A 16582-nucleotide genomic window follows, 5' to 3' on the forward strand; every position below is an offset into this window, starting at 1 on the left:
ACCCGAATGGTCCGGCGGGCCGAGTGGACTTCCCGGAGCGGCCCGTGCGGCGGATTACCCGGCGGGGAGCTGGGCACAACGGATGGAGGCTCGCCTTGTCACCGGCGGAGGCGGGTCCCACCGGCGGCGTGCCCCGTTGCCGCGTGGCTGGTGTCGATTTATCGTCCCAGCACGACTCGCGTGCAAGATCACAAAATGTGAAGGGGCCGCGGCCATGGTGGCGAAAAAGACCGCCGCGAAGAAGACAGCGGCCAAGAAAGCGGCTGTGAAGAAGTCAGCGGCCGACAAGGCGGCTGCCAAGAAGACGTCGGCGGCCGAGGCACCGGAGCGAGAGACACCGGCGACGCACGCACCGGACGCGGAGGAGACCGCCGCGTCCGAGCCGGAGCACCAGGCACCTGCGAAGAAGACCGTGGCCAGGAAGACGGCGCCTCCTAAGAAGGCCGCCGCCAAGAAGGCCGCGAAAGAGGCCGCGACCGCGGCCGAGGGGGCGGCCGAGGCCGCGGAACAGACGGGAGCCAAGACGGTGGCAGCGAAGAAGACAGCGGGCAAGGGATCGGCGGCCCCGGGCGCCACGGCGACCGCGGTGCCCCCGGTGCGCGGCACGACACTGGCCGGGGAACTCCCCGTACGGCCCGGCGAGGACCCGTGGACGGAGGAGGAGGTCGCCGAGGCGCGGACCGGTCTGGAGAGCGAGGCGGCCCGGCTGAACGCCGAGATCTCCTCGTCCGAGCAGGCGCTCGCCGGTCTGATGCGGGACTCCGGCGACGGCGCCGGGGACGACGACGCCGACACCGGCACGAAGAACATCACCCGCGAGCACGAGATGTCCCTCGCCGCGAACGCGCGCGAGATGGTGGAGCAGACGGAGCGGGCGCTGCTGCGCCTCGACGCCGGTACGTACGGCCTCTGCGAGGTCTGCGGCAAGCCGATCGGCAAGGCCAGGATGCAGGCGTTCCCGCGGGCCACGCTGTGTGTCGAGGACAAGCAGAAGCAGGAACGGCGCGGCTGAGGCCGTACGTGGGTGCCGTACCCTCGACCCTAATCGGGATCTAACTTGAGGGACTCACGTGGCAGAGGCGGAGCGCGTCATCGGTACGCCGGATCTTGACGACGAGGACGCGGCTCCCGCCGTTCCGGTCAGGGGAAAGCGCAAGATCGCCGCGCTCTTCTCCGTGGCACTGGTCGCCTATCTGCTCGACCTCGGCAGCAAGATGCTCGTGGTGGCGAGGCTGGAGCATCACGATCCGATCAATGTCGTCGGCGATCTGCTGAAGTTCGAGGCGGTGCGCAACGCGGGCGCGGCCTTCGGTATCGGCGAGGCGTACACCGTCTTCTTCACGTTCGTCGCGGCGGCCGTGATCGTGGTGATCGCGCGGCTGGCCCGCAAGCTCTACAGCGGGCCGTGGGCCGTGGCGCTCGGTCTGCTGCTCGGTGGGGCGCTCGGCAATCTCACCGACCGGATCTTCCGTGAGCCCGGAGTGTTCAAGGGCGCCGTGGTCGACTTCATCGCGCCGGCGAACTTCGCGGTGTTCAATCTCGCCGACTCCGCGATCGTGTGCGGCGGCTTCCTGATCGTGATCCTTTCCTTCCGCGGGCTCGACCCCGACGGGACCGTCCACCGCGACTGAGGCCGGGGCACTCCGGACCGGAACCGAGGCTCCGTCCCGGGGCCGGGGAGGCCGTCCGTGGGCGGCCGGGCCGTGCGGGCAAGGCATACTCGACGGGTGAGCACCGTTCCCGATATCCGCACCCTGCCCGTTCCCGACGGCCTCGAAGGTGAGCGCGTCGACGCCGCCATCGCCCGCATGTTCGGGTTTTCCCGTACGAAGGCGGCCGAGCTGGCCGCCGCCGGCAAGGTGCAGGTCGACGGCGCTGTGGTCGCCAAGTCCGAACGGGTCCGCGGCGGCGCCTGGCTGGAAGTCGAGATGCCCGCGCCGGCCGCCCCGGTGCGTGTGGTGGCCGAGCCGGTCGAGGGCATGGAGATCGTGTACGACGACGACGACATCGTCGTGGTCGTCAAGCCGGTCGGTGTGGCAGCGCACCCGAGTCCCGGCTGGACGGGTACGACCGTCATCGGCGGGCTCGCCGCGGCCGGCTACCGCGTCTCGACGTCCGGCGCCGCCGAGCGGCAGGGTGTCGTGCACCGGCTGGACGTCGGCACCTCCGGGCTGATGGCCGTGGCCAAGTCGGAGCGCGCGTACACCTCGCTCAAGGCGCAGTTCAAGGAGCGGACCGTCGACAAGCGCTACCACGCGTTGGTGCAGGGGCATCCGGACCCGATGAGCGGGACCATCGACGCCCCGATCGGGCGGCACCCGAACCACGACTACAAGTTCGCCGTGACCGCCGAGGGCAAGCCCTCCGTCACGCACTACGACCTGATCGAGGCCTTCCGGTCCGCCTCGCTGCTGGACATCAAGCTGGAGACGGGCCGCACGCACCAGATCCGGGTGCACATGGCGGCCCACCGCCACCCGTGCGTGGGCGACCTGACGTACGGGGCCGACCCGACGCTGGCCAAGCGGCTGGGGCTGACCCGGCAGTGGCTGCACGCGATGAGGCTGGGCTTCGAGCACCCGTCGGACGGCCGGTGGGTGGAGTTCGAGAGCACGTACCCGGACGATCTGCAGAACGCGCTGGACAAGGTCCGCGCCGAGAGCAACGTATGACCCTGGGGGACGCCACGGCCGCCGCTGGAGCCGCCGCGGGCATCGGCGGTCTGGCGTACGAGATCCGGTCCGCGGTCGGCGCGGCCGACCGCGAGGCGTGTTTCGCGGTCCGCAGACAGGTGTTCGTCGCGGAGCAACAGGTGCCCGGGGACCTGGAGTTCGACTCCCACGACGCTCTCGGCGCCGCCGCCGCGCATGTGCTCGCGGTGCGGGACGACGGGGTGCCGCTCGGCACGTCGAGGCTGCTGTACGGGCCGGAGGCGGCGGACCGGACCGACGGTGATCCCACGGTCGGCTCGCTCGGCCGGCTCGCGGTGGTGAAGGAGGCGCGGGGCCTGCGGGTCGGTGTCGCGCTGGTGAGGGCCGTGGAGGACCTGGCGCGCGAGCGCGGGCTGCTCGTGGTGGATCTGCACGCGCAGACGCGTGCGCTGGGGTTCTACGAGCGGCTGGGTTACGAGGCGTACGGCCCGGAGTACGAGTCCGTGGGGATCCCGCACCGTGGGATGCGCCGCGCGCTGTAGCGGGGGGTGCCGGGGCCCTGAGTGATCGTGGGCGCGGCCCGCGCGGCAATCGTTAGGAAACTTTCCCAACACTCTTGACGGTGATTGGAAACAACCTTAACTTTCACTCACTTGCTGTCATGCCTCTGACAGTCGATCTCCCGCACCGGACCCCACCCGAAGGGAGCACCACCCCATGTCCCAGCACCCCGTCCCCCACACCCGAGGACGGCGCGGCCGCAGAGCGCTCCTCGCCCTGTCCGCGCTCGGCATCATGACCGCCATGCTGTCCCCCATGAGAGCCGGCGCCGCCACCACGAGCACCGGCACCGCCCCCGCGTCCGCCGCGGGCGTGGCCTCACCCATCAGTGACAACGGCCAGCTCAAGGTCTGTGGCACCCGCCTCTGCAACAGCCAGGGCCAGGCCGTCCAGTTGCGCGGCATGAGCACGCACGGGACCCAGTGGTACTCCCAGTGCGTCACCGACGGCTCGCTCGACGTCCTCGCCAACGAGTGGCGGGCCGATGTGCTGCGCGTCTCCACGTACGTACAGGAGGGCGGCTACGAGTCCGACCCCCAGCGATTCACCTCCCTCGCCCAGAAGTTCGTGGACGGCGCGAACCAGCGCGGGATGTACGCGGTCATCGACTGGCACATGCTCAGCCCCGGCGACCCCAACTTCAACCTGGAGCGGGCGAAGACCTTCTTCACCGCGATGGCGAAGAAGTACAAGGACAGCCCCGGCGTCCTCTACGAGATCGCCAACGAGCCGTCCGACGTGAGCTGGGCGACCGTCAAGTCGTACGCCGAGAAGATCATTCCGGTTATCCGGGCGCAGGACCCCGACGCCGTCGTCCTCGTGGGCACGCGCGCCTGGTCCTCGTTCGGCGTCTCCGACGGCGCCGACGAGAAGGAGGTCGTGAACAACCCCGTCAACGCCTCCAACATCATGTACACGTTCCACTTCTACGCCGCGTCGCACCGGGACGAGTACCTGGCCGCGCTCGACCGGGCGTCGGACCGACTGCCCGTCTTCGTCACCGAGTTCGGCACCCAGAACTACGCGGGCGAGGGCGCCAACGACTTCGGCCAGTCGCAGCGCTTCCTCGACCTGATGAAGCGGAAGAACATCTCCTGGACCAACTGGAACTACTCCGACGACCACCGCTCCGGAGCCGTCTTCAAGGAAGGCTCCTGCAACGCCGGCAACTTCTCGGGCACCGGCGTGCTCAAGGAGGCCGGTGTCTGGATCCGCGACCGGATCCGCGAGTAGCGGCGACCGCGCGCGGGTGAAGCCCGCGCGCACCGCCGGAATGTCTCCTCGCGGCCCGGAAGCGGGCCGCGAGGAGCACCGCGTCGCCTCAGCCTCGCCGGCTTCGGAGTCCACGCGTGGCAGGGTTGAGAGGCCTTGATCGTCAGGGCTCACGACTCCGGAGGGCGCACCGTGGCCCAGTTGGCGCTGCTGCTCGTGCTGTTGCTGGGCGCCGTGGTGACGGTGCCGCTGGGGGAGCGGCTCAACCTGCCGTCGCCCGTGCTGATGACCATTTTCGGGATCGTCCTGGCGCTGCTGCCCTTCGTACCGAACGTCGACGTGCCGCCGGACCTCATCCTCCCGCTTCTGCTGCCGCCCCTGCTCTACGCGGCCGTACAGCGCACCTCCTGGCGGCAGTTCACCGCCAACGTGCGGCCGATCCTGCTGCTCGCCGTGGCGCTGGTCCTCGTCACCATGGCGACGGTGGCGAGCGTGGCCAACTCCGTCGTCCCCGGAGTGCCGATCGCCGCCGCGTTCGTCCTCGGCGCGCTCGTCGCGCCGCCCGACCCGGTCGCCGCGACCGCCGTCGCCGGCTCGCTCGGACTGCCCCGGCGGCTCGTCTCCATCCTGGAGGGCGAGGGGCTGTTCAACGACGTCACCGCGATCGTGCTCTACCACGTGGCCATCGGCGCGGTGGTCGGCGGCAGCTTCTCCTGGCCGGGGGCGGCCGGGACGCTCGTGCTCTCCGCCGTCGTCGCGATCGCCGTGGGAGTGGCGCTCGGGTGGCTCTCCAACAAGCTCATGGCGCTGCTCGGCGACGCGCCCCTCCAGGTCGGTCTCACCCTCCTGGTGCCGTTCGTCAGCTATGTCATCGCCGAGGAACTGCACGGCTCCGGTGTCCTCGCCGTCCTGACCACCGCCCTCTTCCTCGCCGAGCACTCCGCCGACGCCGACGACGTGATGGGACGGCTGGCCGGGAACACCTTCTGGGAGATCATCGACATCCTCGTCACCGGTATCGCCTTCGGCCTCGTCGGGCTCGAACTGCACCACGCCCTCGGCGCGGCCGAGGGCCACACGGGGCAGATGCTCGCCTGGTCGGGCGCCGTCGTCGGGGTCGTGGTCCTCGTACGGCTGGTGTGGCTGCTCCCGGCGGTGTGGGTCACCAAACGGCTGCACAAACTCCGGGACTACGACGAGGAGATCCCGGTCAGCTGGCGGGAGACCGTCGTCATGTGGTGGGCCGGGATGCGCGGGGTGGCCTCGGTCGCGCTGGCGCTGGCCATCCCGCTGGAGACCGACGACGGGTCACCCTTCCCCGGCCGCGACACGATCATCTTCATCGCCTTCGCCGTCATCATGACGACGCTCGTCTTCCAGGGACTCACCCTGCCGTGGCTGGTGAAGGTCCTCGGCGTACGCGCCGACACCGAGGCCGAACGCGGCTTCGAGCACGAGCTGGCCGTCCGCGCGGCCAAGGCGGCCAAGCGCCGCCTCAAGGAGATCGAGGAGGTCGAGGACCTGCCCGAGGAGCTGAGCGAGCGGCTGGCGCGCGGGGCGTACGACATCGGGGCGCGGATCAGCCCGGACGTGGTCGACGAGGAGCGGCGCGACTGGTTCGCCAAGCGCGGACAGCGGATCAGGACCACGCAGCGGATCCAGCGCGAGATGATGTCGGCGGCCCGGCACGAGGTCCTGGCGGCGCGCAGCGAACCCAACGCGAATCCGGAAGTGGTGGACCGGGTGCTCAGATATCTGGACGTACGCAGCCTGCGCTGAGCGCGGCGACCGGCGGTTCCGCGGGACCTGACGCGACCTGCCCGACCTGCCGAACCCGCCTGACCCGCCGTCAGCCCCGGCCCGCGCGGGGGTCCCCGTCGGCGTTCTCCGTCAGCGCCGGGTCGGGCTCGTGGTGCGGTCCGGCATCGCTCGCGGCGCCGTTCCTCCCCGGGGCCGGGAGCACCGCGGCCCGCGCGGTCGCGATCCGCGGCAGCGCGTACGGATGCTCCGCGACCAGCCATGCGATCAGCTGCTCCCGTACCGTGCAGCGCGCCGTCCAGATGTCGTCCGCGTCCTTCGCGGTGACGACGGCCCGCACCTCGATGGTGCTCGGGCTGGTGTCGGTGACGGCCAGACTCCAGTCCCGGCCGTCCCAGGCCGCGCAGTCCTGAAGGATCTCGTGCAGCTTCTCGCGCATCAGCTTCACCGGCGCGGAGTGGTCGAGCTGGAGGAAGACGGTGCCGGTCATCTGGACCCCGCCGCGCGACCAGTTCTCGAACGGCTTGCTCGTGAAGTACGACACCGGCATCGTGATCCGGCGCTCGTCCCAGGTGCGTACCGCGAGGAAGGTGAGCGTGACCTCCTCCACCACACCCCACTCGCCGTCCACCACGACGGTGTCGCCGAGCCGCACCATGTCGCCGAAGGCGATCTGGAATCCGGCGAAGAGATTGCCGAGCGTGGACTGCGCCGCGACGCCCGCGACGATGCCGATGATGCCGGCGGAGGCGAGCATCGACGTACCGATCGTCCGCATGCTCGGGAAGGTGAGCAGGATCGCGGCGACCGCCACCACGACGACCACCGCCGTCACGATCCGCATGATGAGCGTGACCTGCGTACGGACCCGGCGGACCTTTGCCAGGTCGCGGGCCGACGTCGCGTAGCGGGCGTACGTCGACTCCACGACGGCCGACACGATGCGCACGACCAGCCAGGCACCCGCACCGATCAGGACCAGCGTCAGTACGCGGCCGACACCGGTCTCGTGGTTATCGACGGCCGCCCAGCGCGTCTCGCCGTACGTGGCGAACAGCAGCACGGTGAGGACGACGACCTGGAGCGGCAGCCGGCAGCGCCGGAGCAGCCCCCACAGCGGGGTCTCGGCGTGCCGGGCGTCCGCGCGGCGCAGCATCAGGTCGACGGCCCAGCCGAGCAGCAGAGTCAGGACGACAGCACCACCCAGCACGGTCAACGGTCGCAGTACGTTCTCCATGGCTCCGGATTCGGACGAGGGGGCCCACCTGGCAGGATGGGCGGATGGACGTCGTTCTCTTTCATTCGGCCCACGGCCTGCGCCCGGCGGTGCACGCGGGAGCCGAACGGCTGCGCGCTGCCGGACACCACGTGCACGTGCCCGACCTCTTCGAGGGCCAAACCGTCGAGACGGTCGAGGAGAGCAGGGCACTCAAGGACAAGATCGGTTCCGACGAGCTGCTGAGGCGCGCCGTCCTCGCCGTGGCGCCCTACTCGGAACGCGGTCTGGTGTACGCGGGATTCTCCTTCGGCGGGTCCGTCGCGCAGACGCTCGCGCTGGGGGACTCGAAGGCCCGCGGGCTGCTGCTGATGCACGGCACGTCGGACATCGCCGCGAACGCGTCGGTGGACGACCTGCCCGTGCAGCTGCATGTCGCCGACCCGGACGTGGCCGAGCCGCACGACTGGCTGAACACCTGGTACCTGCGCATGCGGGAGATCGGGGCGGACGTGGAGATCTACCGGTACCCGGGCGTCGGGCACCTCTACACCGACCCGGACCTGCCGGACTACGACGAGCCGGCGGCGGAGCAGACCTGGCGTACGGGGCTGGCCTTCATCGAGTCGCTGGCTTAGCACGTGGAGTCGGTGTCTGCCCGTCAGCCGCGGGTGCAGCGGCCCGTGGTGCGCCCGCCGGGGGCCGGGCCGCACAGATACATGCTGTCGGTCGCCTCGTCGCTGATGTAGCGGCCCACACAGGCGCTGTTCGTGTCCAGACCGCGGGTGCGGCACCAGTTGACGGCGTGCTCGCCGCTGTTGAAGCCGGAGACGTAGAACATCCAGTAGCCCGGCTTCAGCGAGGCGTGTTCGTCGCTGTCCAGATAGCGCGCGTTGGCGATGCCCCTGCTGCGCAGGGCGGCGGCCTGTTTGTCGCGGGCGGCGGTGCCCGCGGACTTCTCGGTGGAGGCGAGCTGGGCGACCCAGTTGCCGGTCAGGTCGTCGCCGGACGGTTCGTCGTCGTCGCTGTCCTCGTCCCCCGTCTCGCTGTCGACCGTGGCGGAAGGCGTCGGCGAGGGCGACTTCACGTCGGGGCTCCGCGGGCTCGCCGACGCCCCGGGGGACTTCCCGTCGGACCGTGAGCCGGAATCGTCCTGGAGCGAGATGACCAGCGCGGTCGCCGCCACGAGCGCGACGGCCACGGCGACGGCGGCGACGACCATCGGCGTACGTCCGCTCCGTGCGGCGGCAGCCGGCCGGCGCCGCGTGGTGACCCCGTCGTCCGCCACGGGGTGCGAGCCGCCGGACCGGGTCAGCGCCACCCGGGGATCCGGGACCGGAGCCCGGGGCGGCGCGGGGGCGATGAGGGTCGGCAGCTCCCAGTGCGGTGTCACGCCCGCCTCGACCTGGGCCAGCATCCGATCCAGCTGGGCGGCGTCGGGCCGCGCGGCCGGGTCACGTACCAGCAGCGCGTTCAGTACGGGCGTGAGGGGCCCGGACCGTACGGGCGGCGGAACGGGCTCGTCCAGTACGGCGGCGAGCGTGGCCAGGGTCGTCGCACGGCGCAGCGGGCTGACGCCCTCCACACAGACGTACAGCGTCACCCCCAGCGACCACAGGTCGGAGGCGGGGTCGTCGCCGTGCCCGCGAATGCGCTCCGGGGCGAAGTACTCGGGCGAGCCGACCAGTTCGCCGGTCGCCGTGAGGGAGGTCGAGCCCTGGAGGGCCGCGATGCCGAAGTCGGTGAGCACCGCGCCGCCGTCCTCGCGCAGCATGACGTTCGCGGGCTTCACGTCGCGGTGCTGGATGCCGACCGCGTGGGCGGCCCGCAGTCCTGCCAGCACCTGGCGGCCGATCCTGGCGGCGTCCACGGGCGGCAGCGCGCCCCGCGCGACACGGTCCATGAGCGTGTCGCCGGGCAGCAGCTCCATCACGATCCACGGATGCGGCCCGACGTCCACGATGTGATGGATCGTCACCACATGCGGGTGGCTGATCCTCGCCAGCGCCCGTGCCTCGCGCAGCACCCGCTCACGCGGCACATGGGCGCTTTGGGGCGTGGCCGCCGTCATCGCGGGGTCGGGGGAGCGGACCTCCTTCAGCGCCACCTCGCGGTGGAGCACGGCGTCACGTGCCCGCCACACCGTGCCCATACCGCCGCTGCCGAGCCGTTCCAGCAGCTCGAACCGCCCGTCGATGATCCTGTTCTCGCTGCCCCCGGTCATGCGGGTCAGCGTACGGGCCACGGTGGGGTGGCCCGTACGCGGTTAGGCCTTGGGCCGGCTCCGGTGACCCGGTGCCGTCACGCGGCCAGGGCCTTGGTGATCGCCGCGGTGAAGTCCGGCGCCGTCAGCGGGGCGTTCTCGCTGCCCTCCGCGGTGACCGTCTTCCCGTCCATGCGGAGCGTCGGGGTGCCCTCGACGCCGCTGCTGTCGAACGTCGCCGACATCTTCATCGCCCAGGCGTCGAACGTGCCGCTCTCGACGTTCTTCTTGAACGCCGCGTTGCCCTTGAGGCCGTCGACCGAGTCGGCGATCTTCAGCAGGGAGCTGTCGTCGGCGAACTTGTCGTCGCTCTCACTGGGGTGGTTCTGCGCCGAGTAGAGCGCCGCCTTGTACGCCGAGAACGCCTCGGGGCTCACATCGAGCGCGGCGCCCAGCGCGGACAGCGCGTTCTTCGAGCCCTCGCCGTTGTCCGAGTTGTCGATGAACGTGGCGCCGACGTACTTGACCTTGTACTTGCCCGCGTCGACGTCCTTCTGGATCGTGGCGCCGACATGCTGCTCGAACGTCGCGCAGATCGGGCAGCGGGAGTCCTCGTACAGCTCCAGGGTCTTCTTCGCCTCGGGCTTGCCGATGACGACGGTCGTGCCGTTCGTGCCGGAGGTGTGCTTCGGCGCGGTGACGTTCGTCGCGTCCTTGGCCGCCTCCCACTGCGAGGGCTTGTTCGCCTGGACGACCCCGAAGCCGACACCGCCGGCGATCGCCAGGATCGCGACGGTGGATCCGGCGACGACGAGCTGGCGGCGGGCGCGGTCCTTCTTCGCCTGCCGCTCGCGCTGCTCGCGCAGCTTCTCGCGGGCGGCGGCCTTGTTGGCGTTGCTGTTGCGTGCGCTCATGACTGGTCTACTCCGTGTGGGGTCGAACGAGACGCGCGGGCGCGAAGAGACGCGCGCCGGCACGCGGGGGACGGACGGCGGCCGCAGACGGCTGCCGACGTGGTGCTCAGGCCGGGAGAAGGGCCGAGCGAGGTGGTCCCCGTCGTCCGACGGAGTGCGCGCACAGGCGCGTACGGGAGGTGTGCGGGCGGGTGGCGGGGCGCGGGAAGCGCCGTACCGTACGGCGGACCGTGCCGGCCACCGCGACGGCGACCAGCAGCGGCCGGAAGGCGAAACCGGCGAGCGCCCGGACCAGGCCCGCCAGGGCGGCCTCGCCCCGCCGCAGCCAGAGCGCGGCGAGCAGACCGATCGCGACATGGGTGGCGAGCAGCAGCCACGGGAGTGCGGGATCGGGGGAGCCCAGCAGGGTGGCCGCCGCGCTCTCGGGCGAGGCGACCGACGAGACGCCGGGCAGCGGGGAGCCGAAGCTGCCGCCGCACAGGACGTCGAGGCCGACGGAGCGCAGGGGGCCCTCGACGGGTCCGCCGGCGGCGCCGTAACAGACGTTCTGGCCGGTGGTGAAGATGGTGTCCGCGGCCAGTTCGAGCGGGACGAGCAGGGCCGCTATGCGCCAGAAACCCCGCTCGCGGCCCGCCAGGGCGTACGAGACGGGGAACACGACGGCGCACAGGACGGCGACGACGGACAGGGGCAGCGGGGCCCGCGACAGCAGGACATGGGAACCGGCGGACAGCGTCACGGCCAGTGCCGTGAACAATGCCGCCCGCAGCGCCCTGAGCCGTGCCGCCGATATGTCCATCGTCGCCGAGTGTGCCACGAGAACCTGTAAGGGGTCCCTAAGGTCGCCGTCGCCCCGGGCGGGGTCAGCCGCCGGCGAGCTGTCCGTTGCGGAAGAGGTCCACGAAGATCTGGTGGTCCGCGCGGGCCCGTGCCCCATAGCTGTGGGCGAACTCCACCAGCAGCTCGGAGAAGCCCTCCTCGTCCGCCGCGATCGCCGCGTCGATGGCCCGCTCCGTGTTGAACGGCACCAGCGAGTGGCCGCTCTCGTCGTCCGCCGCTCCGTGCATCGTCGCCGTCGCGCGGCCGAGGTCGGCGACGACGGCGGCGATCTCGGCCGGGTCGTCGATGTCCGACCAGTCGAGATCGACCGCGTACGGGGAGACCTCGGCGACCAGCTGGCCCGCGCCGTCCAGCTCTGTCCAGCCGAGCCACGGGTCGGCGTGCGCCTGGAGCGCGCGCTGGGAGATCACCGTGCGGTGGCCCTCGTGCTGGAAGTAGCCGCGCACCCGCTCGTCGGTGATGTGCCGCGAGACGGCGGGGGTCTGCGCCTGCTTGAGGTAGATCACGACGTCGTTCTCCAGGGCGTCGCTGTTGCCCTCCAGCAGGATGTTGTACGAGGGCAGGCCGGCCGAGCCGATGCCGACGCCGCGCCGCCCCACGACGTCCTTCACCCGGTAGGAGTCGGGGCGGGTCAGGCTGGACTCCGGCAGGGTCTCCAGATAGCCGTCGAAGGCCGCCAGGACCTTGTAGCGGGTGGCGGCGTCCAGCTCGATGGAGCCGCCGCCCGGGGCGAAGCGGCGCTCGAAGTCACGGATCTCGGTCATCGAGTCGAGCAGCGCGAAACGGGTCAGCGAGCGGGCGTCGCGGAGCGCGTCGAGCAGCGGTCCTGTCGCCGTGTCCAGGGTGAACGGCGGGACCTCGTCGTTCTTCGCGCCCGTGGCCAGCGCGTGGATCCGCTCGCGGTAGGCGGCGGCGTAGATCCGGACCAGCTCGCTGATCTGGTCGTCGCTGAGCGCCTTCGTGTAGCCGATCAGCGCGAGCGAGGCGGCCAGGCGCTTGAGGTCCCAGGTGAACGGTCCTACATAGGCCTCGTCGAAGTCGTTGACGTTGAAGATCAGCCGGCCGTTCGCGTCCATGTACGTGCCGAAGTTCTCGGCGTGCAGATCGCCGTGGATCCAGACCCGGCCGGTGCGCTCGTCCACGTACGGCCCGCCGTGCTGCTCCCGCTCCAGGTCGTTGTAGAACAGGGACGCCGTGCCTCGGTAGAAGGCGAAGGCGGAGGCGGCCATCTTGCGGAATTTGACCTGGAAGGCCGCCGGATCAGCGGCGAGCAGGGCACCGAAGGCGGTGCCGAACACGGAGAGGATCTCCTCCCCTCGCTGCTGGTCAGCGGCTTCGACCGGGCGCGGGACCGACATCGGTGGTGCCTCCTGGAACATGACGAACTGGGCGGATGAACTGACACGCCACCCGCCTCGGGCGACGGCGCCGTCAGTACTGGCAACGCACGAACGTACCGGTGCGTGCCCGTTCCGCGCCGGTCGACCCGGAGGTTCGTGACGCCCGGTCCGGACTCCTCGGGACATCGTCCGGACGCGCTTCGATTGTCAGTGGGCGGTCGTAGACTTCGGGGCTGTCCCCCCGGGGGGGCAGCCCGTCGCTCGTCCGCTCGTTCGCTGGAGGCCTCAGCCGTGACCAAGCCGCCGTTCACGCACCTGCATGTGCACACGCAGTACTCGTTGCTGGATGGTGCGGCGCGGTTGGGGGACATGTTCAAGGCGTGCAATGAGATGGGGATGTCTCATATCGCGATGACGGATCATGGGAATCTTCATGGTGCGTACGACTTCTTCCATCAGGCGAAGAAGGCGGGTGTGACGCCGATCATCGGTATTGAGGCGTATGTGGCGCCGGAGTCGCGGCGGAACAAGCGGAAGGTGCAGTGGGGGCAGCCGCATCAGAAGCGGGACGATGTCTCGGGTTCGGGTGGTTATACGCACAAGACGATCTGGGCGGCGAACAAGACCGGTCTCCATAATCTGTTCCGGTTGTCGTCGGACGCGTATGCGGAGGGGTGGCTGACGAAGTGGCCGCGGATGGACCGGGAGACGATCGCGAAGTGGTCGGAGGGGTTGATCGCTTCGACGGGGTGTCCGTCGGGTGAGTTGCAGACGCGGTTGCGGCTGGGGCAGTTCGATGAGGCGATGCAGGCGGCTTCGGACTATCAGGATATTTTCGGTAAGGACCGGTATTTCCTGGAGTTGATGGATCACGGGATCGAGATCGAGCGCCGGGTGCGGGACGGGTTGCTGGAGGTGGGGAAGAAGCTGGGGATTCCGCCGCTGGTGACGAATGACTCGCATTACACGTATGCGGGCGAGGCGACGGCGCATGATGCGCTGCTGTGTATTCAGACGGGTAAGAATCTGTCGGATCCGGACCGGTTCCGGTTCGACGGGACGGGTTATTACCTGAAGTCGACGGACGAGATGTATGCGGTCGACTCCTCGGACGCCTGGCAGGAGGGGTGTGCGAACACGCTTCTGGTGGCGCAGCAGATCGATACGGAAGGCTGGTTCCAGGAGCGGAACCTGATGCCCAAGTTCGACATCCCCGACGGCTTCACCGAAGTCACCTGGTTCCGTGAGGAGACCATGCGGGGAATGGCCCGGCGTTTCCCGAACGGCATCCCGGAAGACCGCCAGAAGCAGGTCGAGTACGAGATGGGCATCATCATCGAGATGGGGTTCCCGGGGTACTTCCTGGTTGTCGCCGACTTCATCATGTGGGCCAAGAACAACGGCATCGCCGTGGGCCCCGGCCGAGGCTCCGCCGCCGGCTCGATCGTCTCGTACGCGATGGGCATCACCGACCTCGACCCGATCGAACACGGTCTGATCTTCGAGCGGTTCCTCAATCCCGAGCGCATCTCCATGCCGGATGTCGACATCGACTTCGACGAGCGTCGGCGCGGTGAGGTCATCCGGTACGTCACCGAGAAATACGGCGCCGACAAGGTCGCCATGATCGGGACGTACGGAAAGATCAAGGCGAAGAACGCCATCAAGGACTCGGCGCGAGTGCTGGGTTATCCGTACGCGATGGGCGACCGGCTCACCAAGGCCATGCCGGCGGACGTCCTCGGCAAGGGCATCGACCTTTCCGGCATCACCGACCCCAAGCACCCGCGCTACAGCGAGGCGGGCGAGATCCGGGGGATGTACGAGAACGAGCCCGACGTCAAGAAGGTCATCGACACGGCGAAGGGTGTCGAGGGTCTGGTGCGGCAGATGGGGGTGCACGCGGCCGGCGTGATCATGTCCAGCGAGACGATCACCGACCATGTGCCGGTCTGGGTCAGGCACACCGACAACGTCACGATCACGCAGTGGGACTATCCGCAGTGCGAGTCGCTCGGCCTGCTGAAGATGGACTTCCTGGGTCTGCGAAATCTGACCATCATGGACGATGCCGTCAAGATGGTGAAGGCCAACAAGGGTATCGATCTGGAGCTTCTGTCCCTGCCGTTGGACGACCCCAGGACGTACGAACTGCTCTGCCGAGGTGACACGCTCGGCGTCTTCCAGTTCGACGGCGGTCCGATGCGCTCGCTGCTGCGGCTGATGAAGCCCGACAACTTCGAGGACATTTCCGCCGTGTCGGCCCTCTACCGGCCGGGCCCGATGGGCATGAACTCGCACACGAACTACGCGCTGCGCAAGAACGGGCAGCAGGAGATCACTCCGATCCACCCGGAGTTGGAGGAGCCTCTCAAGGAGGTCCTCGGCCTCACCTACGGCCTGATCGTGTATCAGGAGCAGGTGCAGAAGGCCGCGCAGATCATCGCGGGCTACTCGCTCGGCGAGGCGGACATCCTCCGCCGTGTGATGGGCAAGAAGAAGGCCGACGAACTGGCGAAGAATTTTGTCCTGTTCCAGGCCGGTGCCAAGAAGAACAACTTCTCGGACGAGGCCATCCAGTCGCTGTGGGACGTACTGGTCCCGTTCGCGGGATACGCGTTCAACAAGGCGCACTCGTCCGCGTACGGGCTCGTCACCTACTGGACCGCGTATCTCAAGGCGAATTACCCGGCCGAATACATGGCGGCCCTGCTGACCTCGGTGAAGGACGACAAGGACAAGTCGGCCGTCTATCTCAACGAGTGCCGGCGCATGGGCATCAAGGTGCTGCCGCCGAATGTCAACGAGTCGGTGGCGAACTTCGCCGCACAGGGCGACGACGTGATCCTCTTCGGACTGACGGCCGTCCGGAACGTCGGCACGAACGTCGTCGAATCGATCATCCGCTCGCGCAAGGCCAAGGGGAAGTACGCGACGTTCCCCGACTTCCTGGACAAGGTCGAGGCGGTCGTCTGCAACAAGCGCACCGTCGAATCGCTCATCAAGGCGGGCGCCTTCGACGAGATGGGCCACACCCGTAAGGGGCTCGTCGCGCACCACGAGCCGATGATCGACAACGTCGTACAGGTCAAGCGCAAGGAGGCGGAGGGGCAGTTCGACCTCTTCGGCGGTATGGGCGACGGCGACGACGCGTCCTCCGAGCCGGGCTTCGGGCTCGACGTGGAGTTCTCCGACGTGGAGTGGGACAAGTCGTATCTGCTCGCGCAGGAACGGGAAATGCTCGGCCTGTACGTCTCCGACCACCCCCTCTTCGGTATCGAGCACGTCCTGTCCGACAAGTCGGACGCGGCGATCTCGCAGCTCACCGGCGGCGAGCACGCCGATGGCGCGGTGGTCACCATCGGCGGCATCATCTCCGGCCTCCAGCGGAAGATGACCAAGCAGGGCAACGCGTGGGCGATCGCCACCGTCGAGGATCTGGCGGGCTCGATCGAGTGCATGTTCTTCCCCGCCACCTACCAGCTGGTCTCCACCCAACTGGTCGAGGACACCGTCGTCTTCGTCAAGGGACGTCTCGACAAGCGCGAGGACATCCCGCGTCTTGTCGCGATGGAGCTCCAGGTCCCCGACCTGTCGTCCAGCGGGACGAACGCGCCGGTCACGATCACCATCCCCACGGTGAAGCTCACGCCGCCCATGGTCAGCAGGCTGGGTGAGATCCTCAGCCACCACCGGGGCAACTCCGAGGTGCGGATCAAGCTCCAGGGCGCACGGAAGACGACGGTGCTGCGGCTCGACCGGCACCGGGTGCAGCCGGACCCGGCGCTCTTCGGCGACTTGAAGGTGCTGCTCGGGCCGTCCTGTCTGGCGGGGTAGCGGGCGCGGGGGAGCCGTAGCGGTACGCGTACGCGTGGAGGGGCACGCCC

13 protein-coding genes are annotated in these 16582 nt (G+C 69.4%); 8 read left to right on the forward strand and 5 right to left on the reverse strand.

The annotated features are described in order from the left end of the window. Positions 1–214: 214 nt before the first annotated feature. The 6 genes from OIE74_RS29325 to OIE74_RS29350 all read left to right on the forward strand — a co-directional run bounded on the left by OIE74_RS29325 (position 215) and on the right by OIE74_RS29350 (position 6203). Entirely contained in the window at positions 215–1012 is a 798-nt protein-coding gene (locus OIE74_RS29325) for a TraR/DksA family transcriptional regulator (protein ID WP_329388891.1), read from the forward strand. A gap of 58 nt (positions 1013–1070) precedes the next feature. Beyond that, complete coding sequence (gene lspA / locus OIE74_RS29330; protein WP_329388893.1) at positions 1071–1631, forward strand: signal peptidase II; 561 nt, start codon at positions 1071–1073, stop codon at positions 1629–1631. 96 nt (positions 1632–1727) lie between these two features. Further along, the gene (locus OIE74_RS29335) at positions 1728–2672 is read left to right on the forward strand and encodes an RluA family pseudouridine synthase (RefSeq protein WP_329388895.1); all 945 of its coding nucleotides are present in this window, start codon (positions 1728–1730) and stop codon (positions 2670–2672) included. Then, positions 2669–3193 (forward strand): GNAT family N-acetyltransferase, encoded by a 525-nt coding sequence (locus OIE74_RS29340; RefSeq protein ID WP_329388897.1) that lies wholly within the window; start codon positions 2669–2671, stop codon positions 3191–3193. Before OIE74_RS29335 ends, OIE74_RS29340 begins: the two co-directional genes overlap by 4 nt. 175 nt (positions 3194–3368) lie before the next feature. Next, entirely contained in the window at positions 3369–4445 is a 1077-nt protein-coding gene (locus tag OIE74_RS29345) for a glycoside hydrolase family 5 protein (protein ID WP_329388900.1), read from the forward strand. Positions 4446–4616: 171 nt separating this feature from the next. Further along, positions 4617–6203, forward strand: coding sequence for a Na+/H+ antiporter (locus tag OIE74_RS29350; protein WP_329388902.1), 1587 nt, complete (start codon positions 4617–4619; stop codon positions 6201–6203). A gap of 70 nt (positions 6204–6273) precedes the next feature. Here the strand turns inward: OIE74_RS29350 and OIE74_RS29355 are convergent, their stop codons facing one another. After that, positions 6274–7419, reverse strand: a complete 1146-nt coding sequence (locus OIE74_RS29355; protein WP_329388904.1) for a mechanosensitive ion channel family protein — start codon at positions 7417–7419, stop codon at positions 6274–6276. A gap of 44 nt (positions 7420–7463) precedes the next feature. Between OIE74_RS29355 and OIE74_RS29360 the strand changes: the two genes are divergently transcribed. Then, on the forward strand, positions 7464–8036 hold the full coding sequence (locus OIE74_RS29360; protein ID WP_443076264.1) for a dienelactone hydrolase family protein: 573 nt from the start codon (positions 7464–7466) through the stop codon (positions 8034–8036). Between the two features lie 23 nt (positions 8037–8059). Here the strand turns inward: OIE74_RS29360 and OIE74_RS29365 are convergent, their stop codons facing one another. From OIE74_RS29365 to OIE74_RS29380, 4 genes are all read right to left on the reverse strand, one after another. Beyond that, entirely contained in the window at positions 8060–9622 is a 1563-nt protein-coding gene (locus OIE74_RS29365) for a serine/threonine-protein kinase (RefSeq protein ID WP_329388905.1), read from the reverse strand. A 77-nt stretch (positions 9623–9699) separates the two neighbouring features. After that, on the reverse strand, positions 9700–10515 hold the full coding sequence (locus OIE74_RS29370) for a DsbA family protein (RefSeq protein WP_329388907.1): 816 nt from the start codon (positions 10513–10515) through the stop codon (positions 9700–9702). A gap of 106 nt (positions 10516–10621) precedes the next feature. Next, positions 10622–11314: a hypothetical protein gene (locus OIE74_RS29375; protein WP_329388909.1), complete on the reverse strand. Its 693-nt coding sequence runs from the start codon at positions 11312–11314 to the stop codon at positions 10622–10624. Between the two features lie 64 nt (positions 11315–11378). Continuing rightward, a complete protein-coding gene (locus OIE74_RS29380; protein ID WP_329388911.1) occupies positions 11379–12713 on the reverse strand; it encodes a DUF2252 domain-containing protein in 1335 nt (444 codons plus the stop codon). Between the two features lie 273 nt (positions 12714–12986). Here OIE74_RS29380 and dnaE point away from each other — a divergent pair, with 273 nt between their 5' ends. Continuing rightward, complete coding sequence (gene dnaE / locus OIE74_RS29385) at positions 12987–16532, forward strand: DNA polymerase III subunit alpha (protein WP_329388913.1); 3546 nt, start codon at positions 12987–12989, stop codon at positions 16530–16532. Positions 16533–16582 lie beyond the last annotated feature (50 nt).

It is taken from the genome of Streptomyces sp. NBC_01716, assembly GCF_036248275.1.
Lineage (GTDB): Bacteria > Actinomycetota > Actinomycetes > Streptomycetales > Streptomycetaceae > Streptomyces.

Bases quoted from the DNA above. Each gene is read 5' to 3' on its own strand.
- OIE74_RS29360 (WP_443076264.1), top strand. From the start codon at position 7,464: ATGGACGTCGTTCTCTTTCATTCGGCCCACGGCCTGCGCCCGGCGGTG.
- OIE74_RS29355 (WP_329388904.1), bottom strand. From the start codon at position 7,419: ATGGAGAACGTACTGCGACCGTTGACCGTGCTGGGTGGTGCTGTCGTC.
- OIE74_RS29380 (WP_329388911.1), bottom strand. From the start codon at position 12,713: ATGTCGGTCCCGCGCCCGGTCGAAGCCGCTGACCAGCAGCGAGGGGAG.
- OIE74_RS29340 (WP_329388897.1), top strand. From the start codon at position 2,669: ATGACCCTGGGGGACGCCACGGCCGCCGCTGGAGCCGCCGCGGGCATC.
- OIE74_RS29365 (WP_329388905.1), bottom strand. From the start codon at position 9,622: ATGACCGGGGGCAGCGAGAACAGGATCATCGACGGGCGGTTCGAGCTG.
- OIE74_RS29325 (WP_329388891.1), top strand. From the start codon at position 215: ATGGTGGCGAAAAAGACCGCCGCGAAGAAGACAGCGGCCAAGAAAGCG.
- OIE74_RS29375 (WP_329388909.1), bottom strand. From the start codon at position 11,314: ATGGACATATCGGCGGCACGGCTCAGGGCGCTGCGGGCGGCATTGTTC.
- OIE74_RS29345 (WP_329388900.1), top strand. From the start codon at position 3,369: ATGTCCCAGCACCCCGTCCCCCACACCCGAGGACGGCGCGGCCGCAGA.
- OIE74_RS29370 (WP_329388907.1), bottom strand. From the start codon at position 10,515: ATGAGCGCACGCAACAGCAACGCCAACAAGGCCGCCGCCCGCGAGAAG.